The sequence below is a fragment of the Mesorhizobium sp. SP-1A genome, assembly GCF_032460275.1.
Taxonomy (GTDB): Bacteria; Pseudomonadota; Alphaproteobacteria; order Rhizobiales; family Rhizobiaceae; genus Mesorhizobium.
Window position 1 is genome coordinate 484,456 of sequence record NZ_JAVXZD010000004.1, and the last position, 15,767, is coordinate 500,222.

General features: G+C 66.5%; 15 protein-coding genes. 9 read left to right on the forward strand and 6 right to left on the reverse strand.

Annotated features, from left to right (window positions below; all coding sequences use genetic code 11):
• The first annotated feature begins 88 nt into the window (after positions 1 to 88).
• Positions 89 to 1,603, forward strand: coding sequence for a sigma-54 dependent transcriptional regulator (locus tag QU595_RS20685; RefSeq protein WP_315925388.1), 1,515 nt, complete (start codon positions 89 to 91; stop codon positions 1,601 to 1,603).
• A gap of 282 nt (positions 1,604 to 1,885) precedes the next feature.
• Positions 1,886 to 3,727: a DUF882 domain-containing protein gene (locus QU595_RS20690; protein ID WP_315925716.1), complete on the forward strand. Its 1,842-nt coding sequence runs from the start codon at positions 1,886 to 1,888 to the stop codon at positions 3,725 to 3,727.
• A gap of 209 nt (positions 3,728 to 3,936) precedes the next feature.
• Here the strand turns inward: QU595_RS20690 and QU595_RS20695 are convergent, their stop codons facing one another.
• Positions 3,937 to 4,575 carry a 2-dehydro-3-deoxy-phosphogluconate aldolase gene (locus tag QU595_RS20695; protein WP_315925390.1) on the reverse strand — a complete coding sequence of 213 codons (639 nt, stop codon included), beginning with the start codon at positions 4,573 to 4,575 and terminating at the stop codon, positions 3,937 to 3,939.
• A 98-nt stretch (positions 4,576 to 4,673) separates the two neighbouring features.
• The gene (locus tag QU595_RS20700; protein WP_315925392.1) at positions 4,674 to 5,570 is read right to left on the reverse strand and encodes an N-acetylmuramidase domain-containing protein; all 897 of its coding nucleotides are present in this window, start codon (positions 5,568 to 5,570) and stop codon (positions 4,674 to 4,676) included.
• A gap of 179 nt (positions 5,571 to 5,749) precedes the next feature.
• On the opposite strand from QU595_RS20700, the gene QU595_RS20705 reads away from it, so the two are divergent.
• The 3 genes from QU595_RS20705 to QU595_RS20715 all read left to right on the forward strand — a co-directional run bounded on the left by QU595_RS20705 (position 5,750) and on the right by QU595_RS20715 (position 8,613).
• The gene (locus QU595_RS20705) at positions 5,750 to 6,679 is read left to right on the forward strand and encodes a rhodanese-related sulfurtransferase (protein WP_315925394.1); all 930 of its coding nucleotides are present in this window, start codon (positions 5,750 to 5,752) and stop codon (positions 6,677 to 6,679) included.
• A gap of 132 nt (positions 6,680 to 6,811) precedes the next feature.
• On the forward strand, positions 6,812 to 7,558 hold the full coding sequence (locus QU595_RS20710; RefSeq protein ID WP_315925396.1) for a tellurite resistance TerB family protein: 747 nt from the start codon (positions 6,812 to 6,814) through the stop codon (positions 7,556 to 7,558).
• Positions 7,559 to 7,845: 287 nt separating this feature from the next.
• Entirely contained in the window at positions 7,846 to 8,613 is a 768-nt protein-coding gene (locus QU595_RS20715; RefSeq protein ID WP_315925398.1) for an SDR family oxidoreductase, read from the forward strand.
• Positions 8,614 to 8,622: 9 nt separating this feature from the next.
• Here the strand turns inward: QU595_RS20715 and QU595_RS20720 are convergent, their stop codons facing one another.
• Positions 8,623 to 9,807: a pyridoxal phosphate-dependent aminotransferase gene (locus QU595_RS20720; protein WP_315925400.1), complete on the reverse strand. Its 1,185-nt coding sequence runs from the start codon at positions 9,805 to 9,807 to the stop codon at positions 8,623 to 8,625.
• A gap of 69 nt (positions 9,808 to 9,876) precedes the next feature.
• Here QU595_RS20720 and QU595_RS20725 point away from each other — a divergent pair, with 69 nt between their 5' ends.
• The 4 genes from QU595_RS20725 (at position 9,877) to denD (ending at position 12,864) form a co-directional block, all read left to right on the forward strand.
• Positions 9,877 to 10,575 carry a GNAT family N-acetyltransferase gene (locus QU595_RS20725; protein WP_410000543.1) on the forward strand — a complete coding sequence of 233 codons (699 nt, stop codon included), beginning with the start codon at positions 9,877 to 9,879 and terminating at the stop codon, positions 10,573 to 10,575.
• A gap of 14 nt (positions 10,576 to 10,589) precedes the next feature.
• Positions 10,590 to 11,576 carry a cation diffusion facilitator family transporter gene (locus tag QU595_RS20730; RefSeq protein ID WP_315925403.1) on the forward strand — a complete coding sequence of 329 codons (987 nt, stop codon included), beginning with the start codon at positions 10,590 to 10,592 and terminating at the stop codon, positions 11,574 to 11,576.
• 107 nt (positions 11,577 to 11,683) lie between these two features.
• Positions 11,684 to 11,893 carry a hypothetical protein gene (locus QU595_RS20735; protein WP_315925405.1) on the forward strand — a complete coding sequence of 70 codons (210 nt, stop codon included), beginning with the start codon at positions 11,684 to 11,686 and terminating at the stop codon, positions 11,891 to 11,893.
• Complete coding sequence (denD, locus tag QU595_RS20740) at positions 11,893 to 12,864, forward strand: D-erythronate dehydrogenase (RefSeq protein ID WP_315925407.1); 972 nt, start codon at positions 11,893 to 11,895, stop codon at positions 12,862 to 12,864. Before QU595_RS20735 ends, denD begins: the two co-directional genes overlap by 1 nt.
• 102 nt (positions 12,865 to 12,966) lie before the next feature.
• On the opposite strand, the gene QU595_RS20745 is transcribed toward denD, so the two are convergent.
• The 3 genes from QU595_RS20745 to QU595_RS20755 all read right to left on the reverse strand — a co-directional run bounded on the left by QU595_RS20745 (position 12,967) and on the right by QU595_RS20755 (position 15,764).
• Positions 12,967 to 14,088: a nickel/cobalt transporter gene (locus QU595_RS20745; RefSeq protein ID WP_410000544.1), complete on the reverse strand. Its 1,122-nt coding sequence runs from the start codon at positions 14,086 to 14,088 to the stop codon at positions 12,967 to 12,969.
• Positions 14,089 to 14,117: 29 nt separating this feature from the next.
• Complete coding sequence (locus tag QU595_RS20750) at positions 14,118 to 14,738, reverse strand: DUF1007 family protein (protein ID WP_315925718.1); 621 nt, start codon at positions 14,736 to 14,738, stop codon at positions 14,118 to 14,120.
• A gap of 126 nt (positions 14,739 to 14,864) precedes the next feature.
• Positions 14,865 to 15,764 carry a LysR family transcriptional regulator gene (locus tag QU595_RS20755; RefSeq protein ID WP_315925411.1) on the reverse strand — a complete coding sequence of 300 codons (900 nt, stop codon included), beginning with the start codon at positions 15,762 to 15,764 and terminating at the stop codon, positions 14,865 to 14,867.
• Between the last annotated feature and the right edge of the window lie 3 nt (positions 15,765 to 15,767).

The following is a 15,767-nucleotide window of genomic DNA, read 5'->3' on the forward strand; positions in this document are numbered from 1 at the left end:
CACCGGCTTTTTTGAAAGCTTATTTAGAACCCTGTACCAGGATGATCCATAGGCTATTGCCTGTCGGGCGGGAGATTTCCAACATCTGATGGCGGGTTCCATTCTCATAGTCGACGACGATCCCGTCCAGCGCCGCCTGCTCGAGGCGGCGGTGACGCGGGCAGGGCATTGCGCCGTCGTCGCGGACGGCGGGGAAGCCGGGCTCGACGCCATGGACGGACCCGGCGCGCGCGACGTTTCGGTCGTCATCCTCGACCTCGCCATGCCCGGCCTCGACGGCATCGGCGTGCTGAAGGCGATGCGCGCGCGCGACATCCGCATCCCCGTCATCGTGCAGACCGCGCAGGGCGGCATCGAGACCGTGGTGTCGGCCATGCGCCACGGTGCCTTCGATTTCGTGGTGAAGCCCGCTTCGCCGGACAGGCTGCAGGCCGCGATCGGCAATGCGCTGAAGGTCGAGGTGGCGGAGGGCGAGGTGAAGCGCTCCGCAAGGCGCGGCGGCACGACCCTCACCTTCAAGGACCTCAGCACCCGCAGCCCCGCCATGGAGCGCGTCGTGCGGCTTGGCCAGAAGGCGGCGGCCTCCAACATCCCGATCCTGATCGAAGGCGAATCGGGCGTCGGCAAGGAGATGGTCGCGCGCGCCATCCAGGGGTCCGGCGACCGGCGGGGCAAGCCCTTCGTCACGGTCAATTGCGGGGCGATCCCCGACAACCTCGTGGAATCGATCCTGTTCGGCCACGAAAAGGGATCGTTTACCGGCGCCACCGAGAAGCACACCGGCAAGTTCGTGGAGGCCCACACGGGAACGCTGTTCCTGGACGAGATCGGCGACCTGCCGCTCGACGTCCAGGTCAAGCTGCTGCGGGCGGTGCAGAGCGGCGAGGTCGATCCCGTCGGCGGGCGCGCGACAATGCGGGTCGACATCAGGCTGATCTCGGCCACCCACCGCGACCTTTTGCAGCAGGTGAAGGAAGGCAGGTTCCGCGAGGACCTGTTCTACCGGCTCAACGTCTACCCGATCTTCGTGCCGCCCTTGCGCGAGCGCAAGCAGGACATTCCGCATCTGGTGCGGCAATTCATGGAGCATGTCGCGCCCGTCGACCCGCGCCGGCGGCTGAGGGGCATCTCCGAGGGCGCGCTGGCCATGCTCACCGCCTATGACTGGCCCGGCAACATCAGGCAGTTGGAAAACGCCGTCTTCCGCGCCTCCGTATTGTGCGAGGGCGACGTCCTGACGGTGGAGGAATTCCCCCAGATCCGCGCCCAGGTGGAAGGCACGGTCGATCTCGGCGCCGCTGCCGCGCAGAAGCAGGAACTGGCTCAACCTGTTGATATTGCGGCTCCTTCATCCTCGCCGGAGATCGTGGCGCCGGCCGTGACGACGGGCTTCGGCCTGCTCAAGGCGCTGGACGATCGCGGCGACGTGCGCTCGCTCGCCTCGGTGGAGCTCGAAATGATCCGGCTGGCGATCGACCGTTACAACGGCCAGATGAGCGAGGTGGCGCGGCGCCTGGGCATCGGCCGCTCGACCCTCTACCGGAAGCTGAAGGAATACGGCATCGATCCCGAAACGGGCCGTGCCGAGCGCCTCGCATCTTGAATCGTGCGCAAGCTTCGCGGTAGTTTCGATCTTTAAACCAGCGATTTACCACGATGACAGACATGCATTTTAGGCGGGAAATCGCCACGCTCCGACCGCATTTCGTCTTCAATAAGCGGTGATTAACCATTAGGATCGATATTCGGGGCGAATCCAAACGTTTCCGTTGTGTCAAATCCGGGGACAAACGGCACTGCAAGGCCATTTGATTTGAGCAGAATCGAACCGACCGAGAACCGACGCGAACTGTCAACGATCGTCCGGCCGAAGTGGCTGGCTGCGATCGCGACCGCCGTCGGACTCCTTGCCGCGACGGCTGGCAGCGCCAGCGCCGAGGTGCGCTCGCTGAAGCTGTATCATCTGCACACGCACGAAAAGGCGGAGATCGTCTACAAGCGCAACGGGCGCTACGTGCCCGAGGGCCTGAAGAAGATCGACTATCTGCTGCGCGACTGGCGCCGGAACGAACCGACGCGCATGGACCCGCGCCTGCTGGACCTCGTCTGGGAGGCTTATCGCGAGAGCGGCGCCACCGGTTACATCCAGGTCATATGCGGCTATCGCGCGCCGGCGACCAATGCGCTGCTGCGCAGCCGTTCGAAGGGCGTCGCGCAGAAGAGCCAGCACATGCTGGGCAAGGCGATGGACTTCTACATCCAGGGCGTGTCGCTCAAGACGCTGCGCGACATCGGCCTGAAGATGCAGGGCGGCGGCGTCGGCTACTATCCGACCTCCGGATCGCCTTTCGTGCATATGGATATCGGCAATGTGCGGCACTGGCCGGGCATCAGCCGCCAGGAACTGGCGCGAGTGTTCCCGAACGGCAAGACGCTTCATGTGCCGTCCGACGGCAAGCCGTTGCCCGGCTACGAGCAGGCCATGGCCGCCTACAAGTCCCGCAAGGCCAGCGGCACGCCCAATATCGAACTGGCCAGCGCCGGCGGCACGCGCAAATCCGGTGGCCTGCTGGCCGCCCTGTTCGGGGGCGGCGGCGCGGACGAGGCGGACGACATGGCCGATGTCGCCTCCGCGGAAGCGCCCGCCCCGCGCGCCAAGGCTCCTAAGCCGGCGGCGCAGCCGAAAGGGGCCGCGCCGGGCATAGCCATCGTGGCGCCTGAGAACGCGCAGCGCGCGGACATCCAGATGGCGTCCGACGAGGAGCCGGTGGCCGAAGAGAACAAGACGCCGGAAACCATCATCGCGGCGCTGCCCGTCCGCTCCGTGCCGGTCCCGGCCTTCGCGCCGCGGCCTAAGGCCGATGTCGGCCTCGAGGCGCCGCAGAACGTGCCGTTCGGCCAGGCCGACGCCACCGAGGTGGCGTCCGCGGTGCCGGCGCCGCGCCCCGGTCAGCCTGTGCCCGGCGATGTTCCTTTCGGCGCGGCAGATGCGGAGACCGCGACAGCCACGCGCGAGATCGCAGCGAACAACATCCCGCTGCCGACCTGGCGTCCGGAGCATTCCACGCCGCCGGAACTTGCGCCCAAGAACCAGGCGGCGGTGCTGATGGCGCTGGCGAATACGCCTGAGCGCGGGACGGCCGCCGTCAACGCGCTGGCCATGCTGCCGTCGCCGCGCCCCGGCAATGACGACGCCAAGGTGACGCAGGCTTCGGTGCGCAGCGACGAGGTCAAGGCGATGCTCGAAAAGGTCGCGGCCGAGAAGGTCGCCGCCGAGAAGGCCTCGGCCGACAGCTACACCGTCGCCGCGCTCGACCCGGCGCCCCGGTCCGTGTTCGAAGATTCGGCGGGCACGGATTCAGCGGTGTCGCCGCGCGCGGCGCTGGCCTCGCGGCCGGCCGGATCCGATCCTGCGGCGGCGCTGAGCGGCGTGAAGACCACGCGCAAGGAAGCGCGCCCGAGCCCCCAGGACGTCAGGCCCGAGCGAAAGGCGACGGTGGTGGAAGCGCAGCCGAAGGCCGCCCGCTGGGCCCTGCAGACCAACGAGCAGATCGTGCATGTCGCGGATGCGACGACGGCACCGAAGCTCGCCTATAATCTGGTCCGCACCGCGCCGAGCGAGGTCTACACGGCCGGCTTCCAGCCGGGCAACGAAATGGCCGATGCCCATAAGTTCAGCGGCAACGCCGTCAGGTTCCTCTCGGTGGCCCGCTTCCAGACCAAGTAGCGTCCGGCGAGCGCCGGAAAGCCCGGTTCCAATATCGAAAAGGTCGCGCCGGAAATCTCCGGCGCGGCCTTTTTTTACGGTGTGTCTCTCAAGACGTGGGAGCCGGCTCGCAGGAATTTCCGTGCGATCGTTTCAACTTGTTTGCGCCGCGCGAGGCGGAGCCCGCTCGCCGCAAAACGCCTTTGAAACGCTTGCGCCAGCCTTGAACGTCAGCGGCGAAGGCGGTTCGCCTCGCGCGCCAGTGCCTCGATTTCGTCCCAGCGGCCGGCCTTGACCAGGTCGTCCGGCGCGATCCAGGAGCCGCCGACGCAGATGACGTTGGGCAGTGCCAGATAATCCTGGGCGTTCCTGGCGCTCACGCCGCCCGTGGGGCAGAAGCGGATGCCGGCGAAGGGAGAGGCGAGGGACTTGAGAAAGGCCGCTCCGCCTGCCTGCTCGGCCGGGAAGAATTTCAGGAAGTCGAGCCCGGCCTCGCGCGCCGCCATGATCTCGCCGGGCGTGATCGCGCCCGGCAGCAGCGGAACCGGGCTGCCGGCGGCGGCTGCGAGCAACTCGCGGGTCACGCCGGGGCTGACGATGAATTGCGAACCGGCCTCGGCCGCCTCGTCGAACTGGCGGGCGTCGAGAATGGTGCCGGCACCGACGACCGCCTCCTCGACCTCCGCCGCCGCGCGCCGGATGGCTTCCAATGCGCCGGCCGTGCGCAGCGTGATCTCGATCACCCGCAGCCCCCCGCGCGCCAGCGCGCGCGCCAGCGGAACGGCGTCGGCGGCGCTGTCGATCTTCAGGACCGGAATCACCGGCTGGCCATCGAGCAGGGAGAGGAGCTTTTCCGTCTTGTTGGACACTTTTTCGGCCTTTTGAAGGTGGTTTCCTGCGTACGTGCGGAATTTCAATCGATTTGGCGCCGTCTAGCAGACAGGCGGCGCCAAGTCCACGAGCGGGCTCATGAGCGGCGTATTATCAGCTTCGAAAAACGGTTCAGCAACAACGCAAGCAATCCCGTCCCGTCCGACTTCTCCTTCGAAGAACCGGAACGCAGGGCTTTCAAAGTCTGCGGTCCGGCAATGCCGTCTGCGGCCAGGCCGTGGGCCGACTGGAAGTTCCTGACCGCTGCTTCGGTCGCGGGGCCGAACAAGCCATCTGCTGAAAGGGCATGGCCGGCCCGACCCAGTTCGTCCTGCAGCGTCCGCACGGCCTCGCCACGGCTGCCGCGCCGCAGCAGGGGCGTGGCCGGAGTGGCATCCTGCCTTTCGCTTCCCTTCGCGTGGCGGGCGTAGGCGGCGGCAAGTTTCCTGTCGTAGCCGTTGCGCTCGTAGCCCGGCCCGTTATAGCCGCGCGCGAACGCGGCCCAGTCGCGGCTGCGCAGCGCCTGCGCCAAACCGGCCTTGTCGATGTAGCGCAGCATCAACCTTATCTGGCCGGCCACGCCGGACCTCGCTTCCGCCACCAGGGCGTCGACACCGGCATAGCCGAGCCAGGCCCAGTGCGAGCCCATAACCTGCCCCAGCCCCCAGGACGTCGATTCGTAGGCCGCCTTGGCGTCGATCGCGGCCGCCCTTTCCAGCATGCGCCAGCGCGCGGCCTGCGTTTTCGGATTGGGAACCGCGCCGGCCACTGGCGCGGCCAGGCCCTGCTCGCGGGCTTCGGCGCGCTTGTCGGCATCCAGCCGGCGGTCGAAATAATGCGCCTCGAAGCGGATCAGCGGTTCACGCCTGCCGTTCACGACCGCATGGGCGCGGCCGCCGCTTTCCAATTCGGCAACGGCCAGAAGAGCGGCCGGCTCGATGTTTGCGGCGCGCGCGGCCTCGTCGATCTCGTTGAGAATATCCTGGCTGAACATGGCGGCGATCTCCTTTTGTCCGGCAGACTTTCGGCGGATTTCAGACCCCGTGGATGGATTTTGCTCCGACGTATCGGCCATGCGGCTGCAAGATGCTGGAAAGGCTTCCGCTTTTTTCCGAAGACGAAGCGGATGCGCGCGACTTGAATCCACGCCCCCGAGGCGGTACGGGCTTGCCGATGAGCCCGTCCCCAACTCCCGCACCTTTCCGCGTCGCCGCGCTGTATCGCTTCTGCCGGCTGGAAAGTTTTGCGGAACTGAAGGCGCCGCTGGCGGCGCTGTGCTGCGCGAGCGGCATCAAGGGAACGCTGATCCTGGCGCGCGAAGGCATCAACGGCACTTTGGCCGGCAGCCATGAGGCGATTGCCCGCTTGATCGCCCATCTGGAAGCTGTTCCCGAACTGGCCGGACTGGAAGTGAAGTACAGCGACGCGGTCGAAATGCCGTTCCACCGCATGAAGGTGCGGCTGAAGGCCGAAATCGTCACCATGGGCGTGGAAGACATCGATCCGCTGCGCAGCGTCGGCACCTATGTCGCGCCCGCCGACTGGAACGCGCTGATCTCCGATCCGGACACGATCCTGATCGACACGCGCAACGACTATGAGGTGGCGCTCGGCACCTTCCGTGGCGCGCTCGACCCGGAAACGAAGAGTTTTCGCGAGTTTCCGGCGTGGGCCGAAGCGCATCGCGAGGAGTTCGACGGACGCAAGGTCGCGATGTTCTGCACCGGCGGCATTCGCTGCGAGAAGGCGACGGCCTATATGCGCTCGCTCGGGATAGAGGAGGTGTTCCATCTCAAGGGAGGCATCCTCAAATATCTGGAGGAGACGCCGGCCGGGCAGAGCCTGTGGGACGGCGAATGCTTCGTCTTCGATGAGCGTGTCTCGGTTTCCCACGGGCTGGAGGAGGGCGAGGCGCAATTGTGCCGGGCCTGCCGCCGGCCGCTGACGCCGCAGGACCGGCAGTCGCCGAAATACACGGCCGGCGTTTCCTGCGCCTATTGCCACGACAGCCGGTCCGATGAAGACCGCGCGCGCTATGCCGAGCGGCACCGGCAGGTCGAACTTGCCGAGGTGCGGGGCGCCGCGCCGCATATCGGCGGCTGACCCCGGCCAGGCCTTCGGCCGGACGCGGCATCGCAAAAGCTATTGCGCCATTGCGGCGCGCCTTTGCCGTGCCTACCTCCGTTCTGTCCGAAACGCGCCCGCGCTACCGCCGGGGCCAAACTGGAGGTGTTGATGTTCGACCCCAAGAAGCTGCTCGACGATCTGCTCGGCTCGAAAATTCCCGGCACGGAAGGGACCGTCCGCGACAAGGCCGGGCAGGCGGCGCAGCTTGCCAGGGACAATCCGCTCGCGGCCGGCGCCTTGGCCGCGGTTCTGCTGGGAACCGGCCCGGGACGGAAGCTGACGGGCACCGCCGTCAAGCTGGGCGGTCTCGCCGCCGTCGGCGGGCTGGCCTACAAGGCCTATCAGAACTACAGGAACGGCCAGCAGCCGGCGCAGACGCCGACGGCCGCCGAGCCGGTGCTTCTGCCGCCCCCGCCCTCGGGAACCGATTTCCATCCTTCCGCGGCGCCGCAAGGCGAGGCCGAATTCGCGCTGGTGCTGGTGCGGGCGATGATCGCCGCCGCCAAGGCGGACGGCCACATCGACGAGGACGAACGCAGGAAGATCGGCGAGCGGCTGAACGCCATCGGGGTCGATACGGAAGTCGAAGCATTCCTGAAAGCCGAAATGGAAGCCCCGCTCGATCTCGACACGCTGGTCGCTGCCGCCCGGACCGAGGCGCAGAAGGTGGAGATCTACACCGCGACGCGGCTGACGATAGATCCGGACACGCGTGCCGAGCGCGGCTATCTCGACCTGCTCGCAGGACGCCTCGGCCTGCCCGACGCGCTCGTGGACCACATCGAGGCGACCGTGTCGGCCGTGAAAGCGCCGGTGGATGCGCCGGCCGGAACGACGCCCAATCCGCGCTGGTAGAAGCGCGCCGGCGTTAACCTTTCGTTAACCCATCAAGCGCATCATTTTACCAGTCGGATCGGTTCTCCTCCTCCCAAGCCGGTTCAGATTAGAGGGCGGTCGCCAATGACCGCCCTTTTTGTACGCCGGAGCGGCGAACGCCCAAACAGTCCGGCCTGTCGCTTGTCCCCTTGTCTCGCCGCCGTTGTGCGATCCGGGCGCCGCCTGCCGGCTGCAAAATGCCCGGCCTCCTTGCCATTGCAGGCGGTATTTGCGATGCCGTGGCTCGACAGCCAGGGAGGATCATCATGGCAAGCAGTCGCGCAATCAAGGGAACCGCGATCGTGACCGGTGCCGGCACCGGCGTCGGCAAGAGCGTGGCGACGGCGCTGCTCAAGGAGGGTTGGAACACGGTCTTCTGCGGGCGGCGCAAGCCGCTGCTGGAACAGGCGATCGGCGAAGCCGGCAGGACCGAGGCAAAGGCGCTCGCCGTCGCCTGCGACATCGGCAAGCCGGACGAGGTGGACGCGTTGTTCGCCGCCACGGTGCAGGCCTTCGGCCGCGTCGACCTTCTCTTCAACAATGCCGGAATCGGCTACAAGTCGACGCCGATCGACGAAATTCCGGTCGACGTGTGGAACGATATCGTCGCGGTGAACCTGACCGGCTCGTTCCTGTGCGCCCGCGCCGCCTTCGGCGCCATGCGGCGACAGAGCCCGATGGGCGGGCGCATCATCAACAACGGCTCCGTCTCGGCCACCACGCCGCGTCCCGGATCGGTTCCCTATACGGCGACCAAGCACGCCATCACCGGCCTGACCAAGACGCTGGCGCTGGACGGCCGGCCCTACGACATCGCCTGCGGGCAGATCGACATCGGCAACGCGCTGACCGACATGGCGCGGCCGATGACGGTGGGCGTCCCGCAGGCCAACGGCACGATAGCGCCGGAGGCGGTGATGGACGTGCAGCGCGTGGCCGACGCCGTGGTCCACATGGCCAGCCTGCCGCTCGACGCCAACGTGCTGTTCATGACCGTGATGGCCACCAAGATGCCCTTCGTCGGGCGCGGGTGAGAAGAAGCCTCAGCGCTTCAGGAATTTCTCAATGCGCTCCAGCGCGCGCAGGATGTTCTCCTCCGAATTGGCGTAGGACAGGCGCATATAGCCTTCGCCGAGAATTCCGAAATCGGGACCGCCGATCAGCGCCACGCCCGCTTCTTCCAGAAGCGCCGCAGCCAGTTTCTTGGCCTTCCAGCCGGTGCCGGAGACGTTCGGGAAGGCGTAGAAGGCGCCTTTGGGCGTGATGCAGGAGATGCCCGGGATCCCGTTCAGCCCTTCCACCACCACTTTGCGGCGGCGGTCGAAGGCGCGCAGCATCTTGTCCACTTCGTCCTGCGGGCCGTCGATGGCCGCGATGCCGGCATACTGGCTCGGCGCGTTGACGCAGGACCAGCAATTGACCGCCAGCTTGCGCACCTTGTCGTAGAGATTGGCGCTCTTTTCGCCGTTCGGCCAGATCGACCAGCCCATGCGCCAGCCGGTCATCGCCCATGTCTTCGACCAGCCGTTCAGCACGATCAGCCGGTCGCGGATTTCGGGGAAGGTGAGCAGCGAGCAATGCGTCTCGCCGTCATAGGTCATCACGTCGTAGATCTCGTCGGAGAGGACGGCGACGTCGGGATGCTTTTCCAGCCCCTTCACCAGCTTCTCGATCTCTGCGCGCGGCGTGACGCCGCCGGTCGGATTGGCCGGAGAATTGAGGATCAGCAGCCGCGTCTTCGGCGTGATCAGCGAAAGCGTTTCCTCGGCCGAGAAGGCGAAGCCGTTCTCCTCGCGGATCGGCACGGGGACAGGGGTCGCACCGGTGAATTCGATCATGGAGCGGTAGATCGGGAAACCCGGGTCGGGATAGAGGATCTCTGCGCCCGGCTCGCCGAACATCAGGATCGCGGCGAACATGGTCGGCTTGCCGCCGGGCAGGACCATGACGTTCTCGGGCGACACCTCGACGCCGGTCGTGGCGAGCGTGCGGCGCACCACCGCCTCGCGCGTCGCCAGCAGCCCGGTGGCGGGCGTGTAGCCGTGATGGCCGTCGCGCAGGGCCTTGATCGCCGCCTCCACGATATGCGGCGGGGTTTTGAAATCCGGCTGGCCGATGCCGAGATTGACGATATCGTGGCCTTCATGGGCAAGCTGGGTGGCGCGGGCGAGCACCGCGAAGGCGTTTTCCTCGCCGAGCCGGTCGAAAGCCGCAATGGTGTGGAGCATTTTTCTCGTCCGTGTGGTTCTTTTGCCTGCAAGGCGACTTGTGAGCCAATGGCGGCAAAAGTCAAATGGATGGAGGGCTTCTTGTCTCGGGATCTCAGCAACTGGCAGGCGCGGCCAAGGCCGGAACGAAAGGCGATGGAGGGCCGCTACGTGCGGCTCGAGCCGCTGGACGTCGCGCGTCACGGCGACGGGCTGTTCGCGGCCTCGAGCGTGGCCGATGCCGACGGCCGCTTCCGCTGGCTGCCGGAGTTGCCGCCGCAGACGCGCGAAGCCTTCCAGCCCTGGCTTGAAAAGGCGGCGGCCAGCCCCGACCCGCTGTTCTTCGCCGTCATCGACAAGGCCAGCGGCAAGGTCGCCGGGCGGCAGACGCTGATGCGCATCGATGCCGCCAACGGCGTGATCGAGATCGGCAATATCTATTGGGGGCAGCTCGTGTCGCGCAAGCCGGCGGCCACGGAAGCGCAGTTCCTGTTCGCGCAATATATCTTCGACGAACTCGGCTACCGGCGCTACGAATGGAAGTGCAACAACAACAATGTGCCTTCCAAGCGGGCGGCGGAGCGCTTCGGCTTCAAATTCGAGGGCATTTTCCGCCAGCATCTGGTGGTCAAGGGTGAAAACCGCGACACGGCGTGGTATTCGATCATCGACGCCGAATGGCCGGCCCTGAAACAGGCCTACGAAGCCTGGCTGGACCCGGCCAACTTCGACGCCCAAGGCCAGCAGAAGAAAAAGCTGGAGGAATTCCGCGCCGAAACCGGCGCTTGAGAGGTTTTCAGCGAATGGAGCATGCCCATTCCCACGACCAGGACGGGCACGGACACAGTCACGGCCCGGAGGGACATGCGCACGGGGCCGCCGACAAGAAGCGGGTGCTTCTGGCCGCCAGCCTGACCGGCGGCTTCATGATCGCCGAAGTCGTCGGCGGGCTGCTGACGGGCTCGTTGGCGCTGCTGGCCGATGCCGGCCACATGCTGACCGATTCCGTGGCGCTGGGGCTGGCCTGGTATGCCTTCCATCTGGGTGAGCGGCCGGCCACCGAGCGCCTCACCTATGGCTTCGGCAGGGTCAAGACGCTCGTCGCCTACACCAACGGCCTCGCCATCTTCATGGTGGCTTTGCTGATCTGCTACGAGGCCTGGCGCCGGTTCCAGGCGCCGCCGGCCATTCTGGGCGGGCCGATGCTGGTCGTCGCCTGGCTGGGGCTGCTGGTCAATATCGCCGGTTTCCTGATCCTGCATGGCGGCAGCCGCGAAAGCCTCAACATGCGCGGCGCGCTGCTGCACGTGCTGGGCGACCTGCTGGGCTCGGTCGCCGCCATCGCCGCGGCGCTGGTCATCCTGGCGACCGGCTGGATGCCGATCGACCCGATCCTGTCGGTGCTGGTGGCGGTGCTGATCCTCAGCACGGCCTTGCGGCTGATGCGCGACGCCGCCCACGTGCTCCTGGAAGGCGCGCCGGTCAGCCTGGACCGGGACGCGATCGCAAGGGACGTGGAGGTTTCTGTCCAAGGCGTGGTCGAGGTGCATCACGTGCATGTGTGGTCGCTCGACGGCGAGCAGAACATCGCCACCCTGCATGTGCGCCTCCAGGAAGGCGTCGACCAATATGTCGCTGTCAGCGCCGTCAAGACCCTGCTTGCGGTCCGCCACCACATCGGGCACACCACCGTGGAGGCGGAGTATGCTCATTGCGCCGATGGTGAGCAGAAGGCGCTTGGGTTTGACCATATGCACGGCGCGCCGCCCGACCGCCGGCATTATCATTGAAGACGGGCATTGAAGACGGGCATTGAAGACAGGCATTGAAGACGGGCGGCAACGAAAGCGGCCGGGGCCGCCGGCTTCGGAACCTTACTGCAAACCGGAGTTCTGCGATGGATCGCGATACCAGGAATGCGGCCATCGCCGCACTTATCATCTTGGTGCTGTTCGGGCTGTTTGCCTATTGGCTGCCCACGATCATGCTCGCGGCAGGAAGCGTGTCGTCCGCGCTGGCCGTGGTCGTGATGGTGCTGTTTCTGTTTTCCTTCTTCGCGGTGCTGTGGCTGCGCAGCCGCGCCCAGCGCAGAAAGGGTGAACGCTGATGCGTGTCCTCGTCACCGGCGCGGCCGGAATGGTCGGCCGCAAGCTGGCCGCGCGCCTTGCAAAGGACGGGGCGCTGCGCGGCTGGCGCATCACCGCGCTCGACCTGCATGACATCGTGCCGGCGCAGGCGCCGGACATGGCGGGCGCGGTCGTCTCGATCCACACCGGCGACCTGGCCGTGCCCGGCGCCGGCGAAAGGCTGCTGGCAGGGCGGCCCGACGTGATCTTCCATCTTGCGGGCGTCGTCTCGGGCGAGGCGGAAGCGAATTTCGACCTCGGCTACCGCGTCAATCTCGACGGCACGCGCGCCTTGTTCGATGCGATCAGGCTGGCCGGCCACAATCCGCGCGTCGTCTTCACCTCGTCCATCGCCGTGTTCGGCGCGCCGTTTCCCGAGGTGATCCCGGACGATTTCCACGCCACGCCGCTGACTTCCTACGGCACGCAGAAGCTGGTAGGCGAGGCGCTGCTGGCCGACTACACGCGGCGCGGCTTCTTCGACGGCATCGGCATCCGCCTGCCCACGATCTGCGTGCGCCCCGGCAAGCCGAACAAGGCCGCCTCCAGCTTTTTCTCCGGCATCATCCGCGAGCCGCTGGCCGGCATGGAAGCGGCGCTGCCCGTGCCGCGCTCGGTCGTGCATACCCATGCCAGCCCGCGCTCGGCGGTGAATTTCCTCATCCATGCCGCCGGAATCGACGGTCAAGCCGTCGGCCCTCGCCGCAACCTCACCATGCCGGGAGTCGCCGTCAGCGTCGGCGAGCAGATCGAGGCGCTGGAGCGCATCGCCGGCACGAAGGCGGTGAAGCTGATCCGCGAGATGCCCGACGAGACGGTCTGGTCGATCGTCAAGGGTTGGCCGACCCGTTTCGAGGCGCGGCGGGCGCGGGACCTGGGATTCGCGGCGGAGCAGAGCTTCGACGAGATCATCCGCGCCCATATCGAGGACGAACTGGACGGAAAAATATAGGCTGGACCGAGACGGCCTCTGCCGAAACCGGAGGCTCGTTCCAGGCTTTGATTTCGAGGCATTATCCTGTCCGAAAAGTCTGCAACTTTTAGGGACCATGCCTCAGCCGCTGAGGCTGGCCGACAACAGCAGCAGCCCGAACAGGAAGACGAGGGCCGCACCGCCGATCTCGACGATCGCGTGCACGCGGTTGCCGAGGCGGCCGTCGCCGGCGATCGTCACCGCCCAGTCCTTGGCGGTCACCGCCAGCGTGGCGAGCAGCGAAACGGTGATGGCCGTGCCCACCGACATGGCCAGCACCGACAGGATGCCGCCCGCCCACAATCCGTTCAGAAAGGCGAAGGACAGCACGATCAGCGCGCCGGAGCAGGGGCGTATGCCGACCGCGACGACCGCCGACCAGGCGGTGCGCCAGTCGAAGCGGTCGCCCGAGATCAGCGCCGGGTCCGGCGCGTGGGCGTGGCCGCAGGTCGCGCAGACCTCGTCGGTGGCGCGGAAGCGGAGCGGCCGGCCAGCATCGCTGCCGCAGGCATGGTCCTTCGCGCGGAGCGGACGGGCGCGTTCGTAGCGATGTTCCAGCCCCTCGGCATTTTGCCCGACGGCAGCAGGAACGGCGGTGCCACCAGTGCGCGCGGCGGAAAGGCTGTAGGCGGGTGCAGCGCCGAACAGGCGCAGCAGCGGCGGGCCGGCCTTCTTCCACAGCAGCCAGGCGCCGAAAAGCGTGACCAGCACGTAGCTGGAAATCTCCAGGAACCAGGCGGCGTCGGTCATGGAGACCGTTGTGCCACGCAGCGCGAAGAAGGCGAGCAGCATCACGCCGATCGCCGTGACCGCCTGCAGGAAGGCCGAGACGAAGGAGAGCAGGATGCCGCGCCTGAGCGCCACTTCGTTGGCCACCATGTAGGACGAGATGACCGCCTTGCCGTGGCCGGGGCCGGCGGCGTGGAAGATGCCGTACAGAAAAGACAGTCCTATCAGCAGCCAGAGCTTGGAGCCGTCCTCGCGCATCGCCTTCATGGCGCCGGCCAGCGCGCGATAGAATTCCTGCTGCTTGAGGTTTATCCACATGAGCTGGTGGGCGAACAGGCCGGTGCCGGAAGGCATGGCGTCGTTGGTGCCGATGCCGAGCGAGCTTTGGGCATGGGCGTGTCCGGCCGCGAGGGATGTCAGGGCGACGGCGGCGAGGCTCGCCACGGCGAATGCGGGCAGGGCGCGCGGGGCCATAAGGCGCGGGGGCAGACGGCGCATCGAAACTATCCTTCCGGCGGGCAGTTCAATTCCAGCTTGGTGGCAAAGATCTTCGACATGTCGGTTCCGGTCGGGTCGTTGAAGAAAGCGTCGGTCAGGGTCTTCTGGTTTTCCGCGATCGCCGTATCGGGGTCGGGGCGGACGACCTTTTGCGTGCAGCCCGCCGGCAGGCCCTCGACCGTCATGTTCGCGTCCTCGGTGAAGTCGATCGCGGTGTAGAAGGTCGGGTCGTAGACGCCGAAGTCGATCTTGCCGGCAAGCTTGATCGGCGTGGCCGGCTCGGATTCGAAAAGCACGATGAGCTGGTTGTTTTCGAAATTGGTCATGACCTGCGAGGGCGCCTTCATGTGCACGTCCTTGCCGTTCACGGTGACGAGCTGGAAATAGTCGTACTCCTTCAGAGAGGCGAAGATGGTATCGGCCACCTCCTTCAGCTCGGCATCGTCCAGCTTGAGGTCGGAGTTCTTGTCGAACTCCATCAGCACGGTCGAGGAGAACAGCTCGTCGAAGCGCCAGAGATGCCGGAGCGATTTCACGCTTTTGTGATCGGGCGAAAGCACCACGTCCAGGCGCGCTTCGGCGAAGACATGCGGATGCACCTCGGCCGGCACCGTCAGAGCCAGCATGGCCGCGCAGGCCGCTGCCGGCACCAGGATCGCTCGCGTCGTGTTCAGGCTTGATTCCCCTCTCGTCGGCAGGTCGCGCCGAGGGTTACCAGAAAGCGGGCGAAATTGGGACCCGGCGGGAAAAGTTCAGCCGGCCTCGCGCGCCTTGAACCATTGCACCAGGAAATCGACCAGCACCCTCACCTTGGCCGGAAGGTAGCGGCGGTGCGGGTAGACCGCGAAGATGCCGCCACCTTGCAGGATGCGGTCGTCCAGCACCGGCAGGAGGCGGCCGCTGGCGATTTCGGAAGCGGCGATGAAATCCGGCAGCACGGAAAAGCCGAGACCGGCGACGGCCGCCGCGCGCGCGGCAATCGGGCTGTTGACCTCGATCGGCCCGGACACGGAAACGCTGATCGTGTCGTTGTCGTCGCCTCGGAACGGCCAGTTGGACAGCCAGCGGCCATTGGTGTCGATGATGCAGGGCAGCCTGGCCAGGTCCTGCGGCTGGGTCGGCATGCCCTTGGCGGCGATCAGGTCGGGCGCGGCGCAGATCCTTACCGAGAAGGGGGCGAGCCGGCGCGCGATCAGCGAGGAATTCTCCAGCCTCGTGATGCGCACGGCAAGATCGAACCCCTCCTCGACCATGTCGACGAAGCGGTCGTCGAGATGGATTTCCAGGACGATATCCGGATATTGCCTGGCGAAATCGATCAGCGAATGGCCGATCTCGGCGTCGGCGAAGGTGCGGGGCGCGGAAAGCTTGATGCGGCCGCGCACGTCGCCGGAGGATTCGCGCACGGCGTCGGCCAGGCTGTCCACCTCGCGCACGATCTCGGAAGCGCGGCGATAATAGGTGTGGCCGGCTTCCGTCAGCGAGAACTGGCGCGTGGTGCGGTTGAGCAGCAGGGCGCCGAGCTCGTCCTCCAGTTCGCGCACATATTTCGAAAGCAAGGCCTTGGAACGGCCGATCTTGCGCGCCGCCGCGGAAAAGCCCTCGGCCTCGACCACGTCGATGAATGCGCGCATGCGGGTGAGGGTGTCCATGGG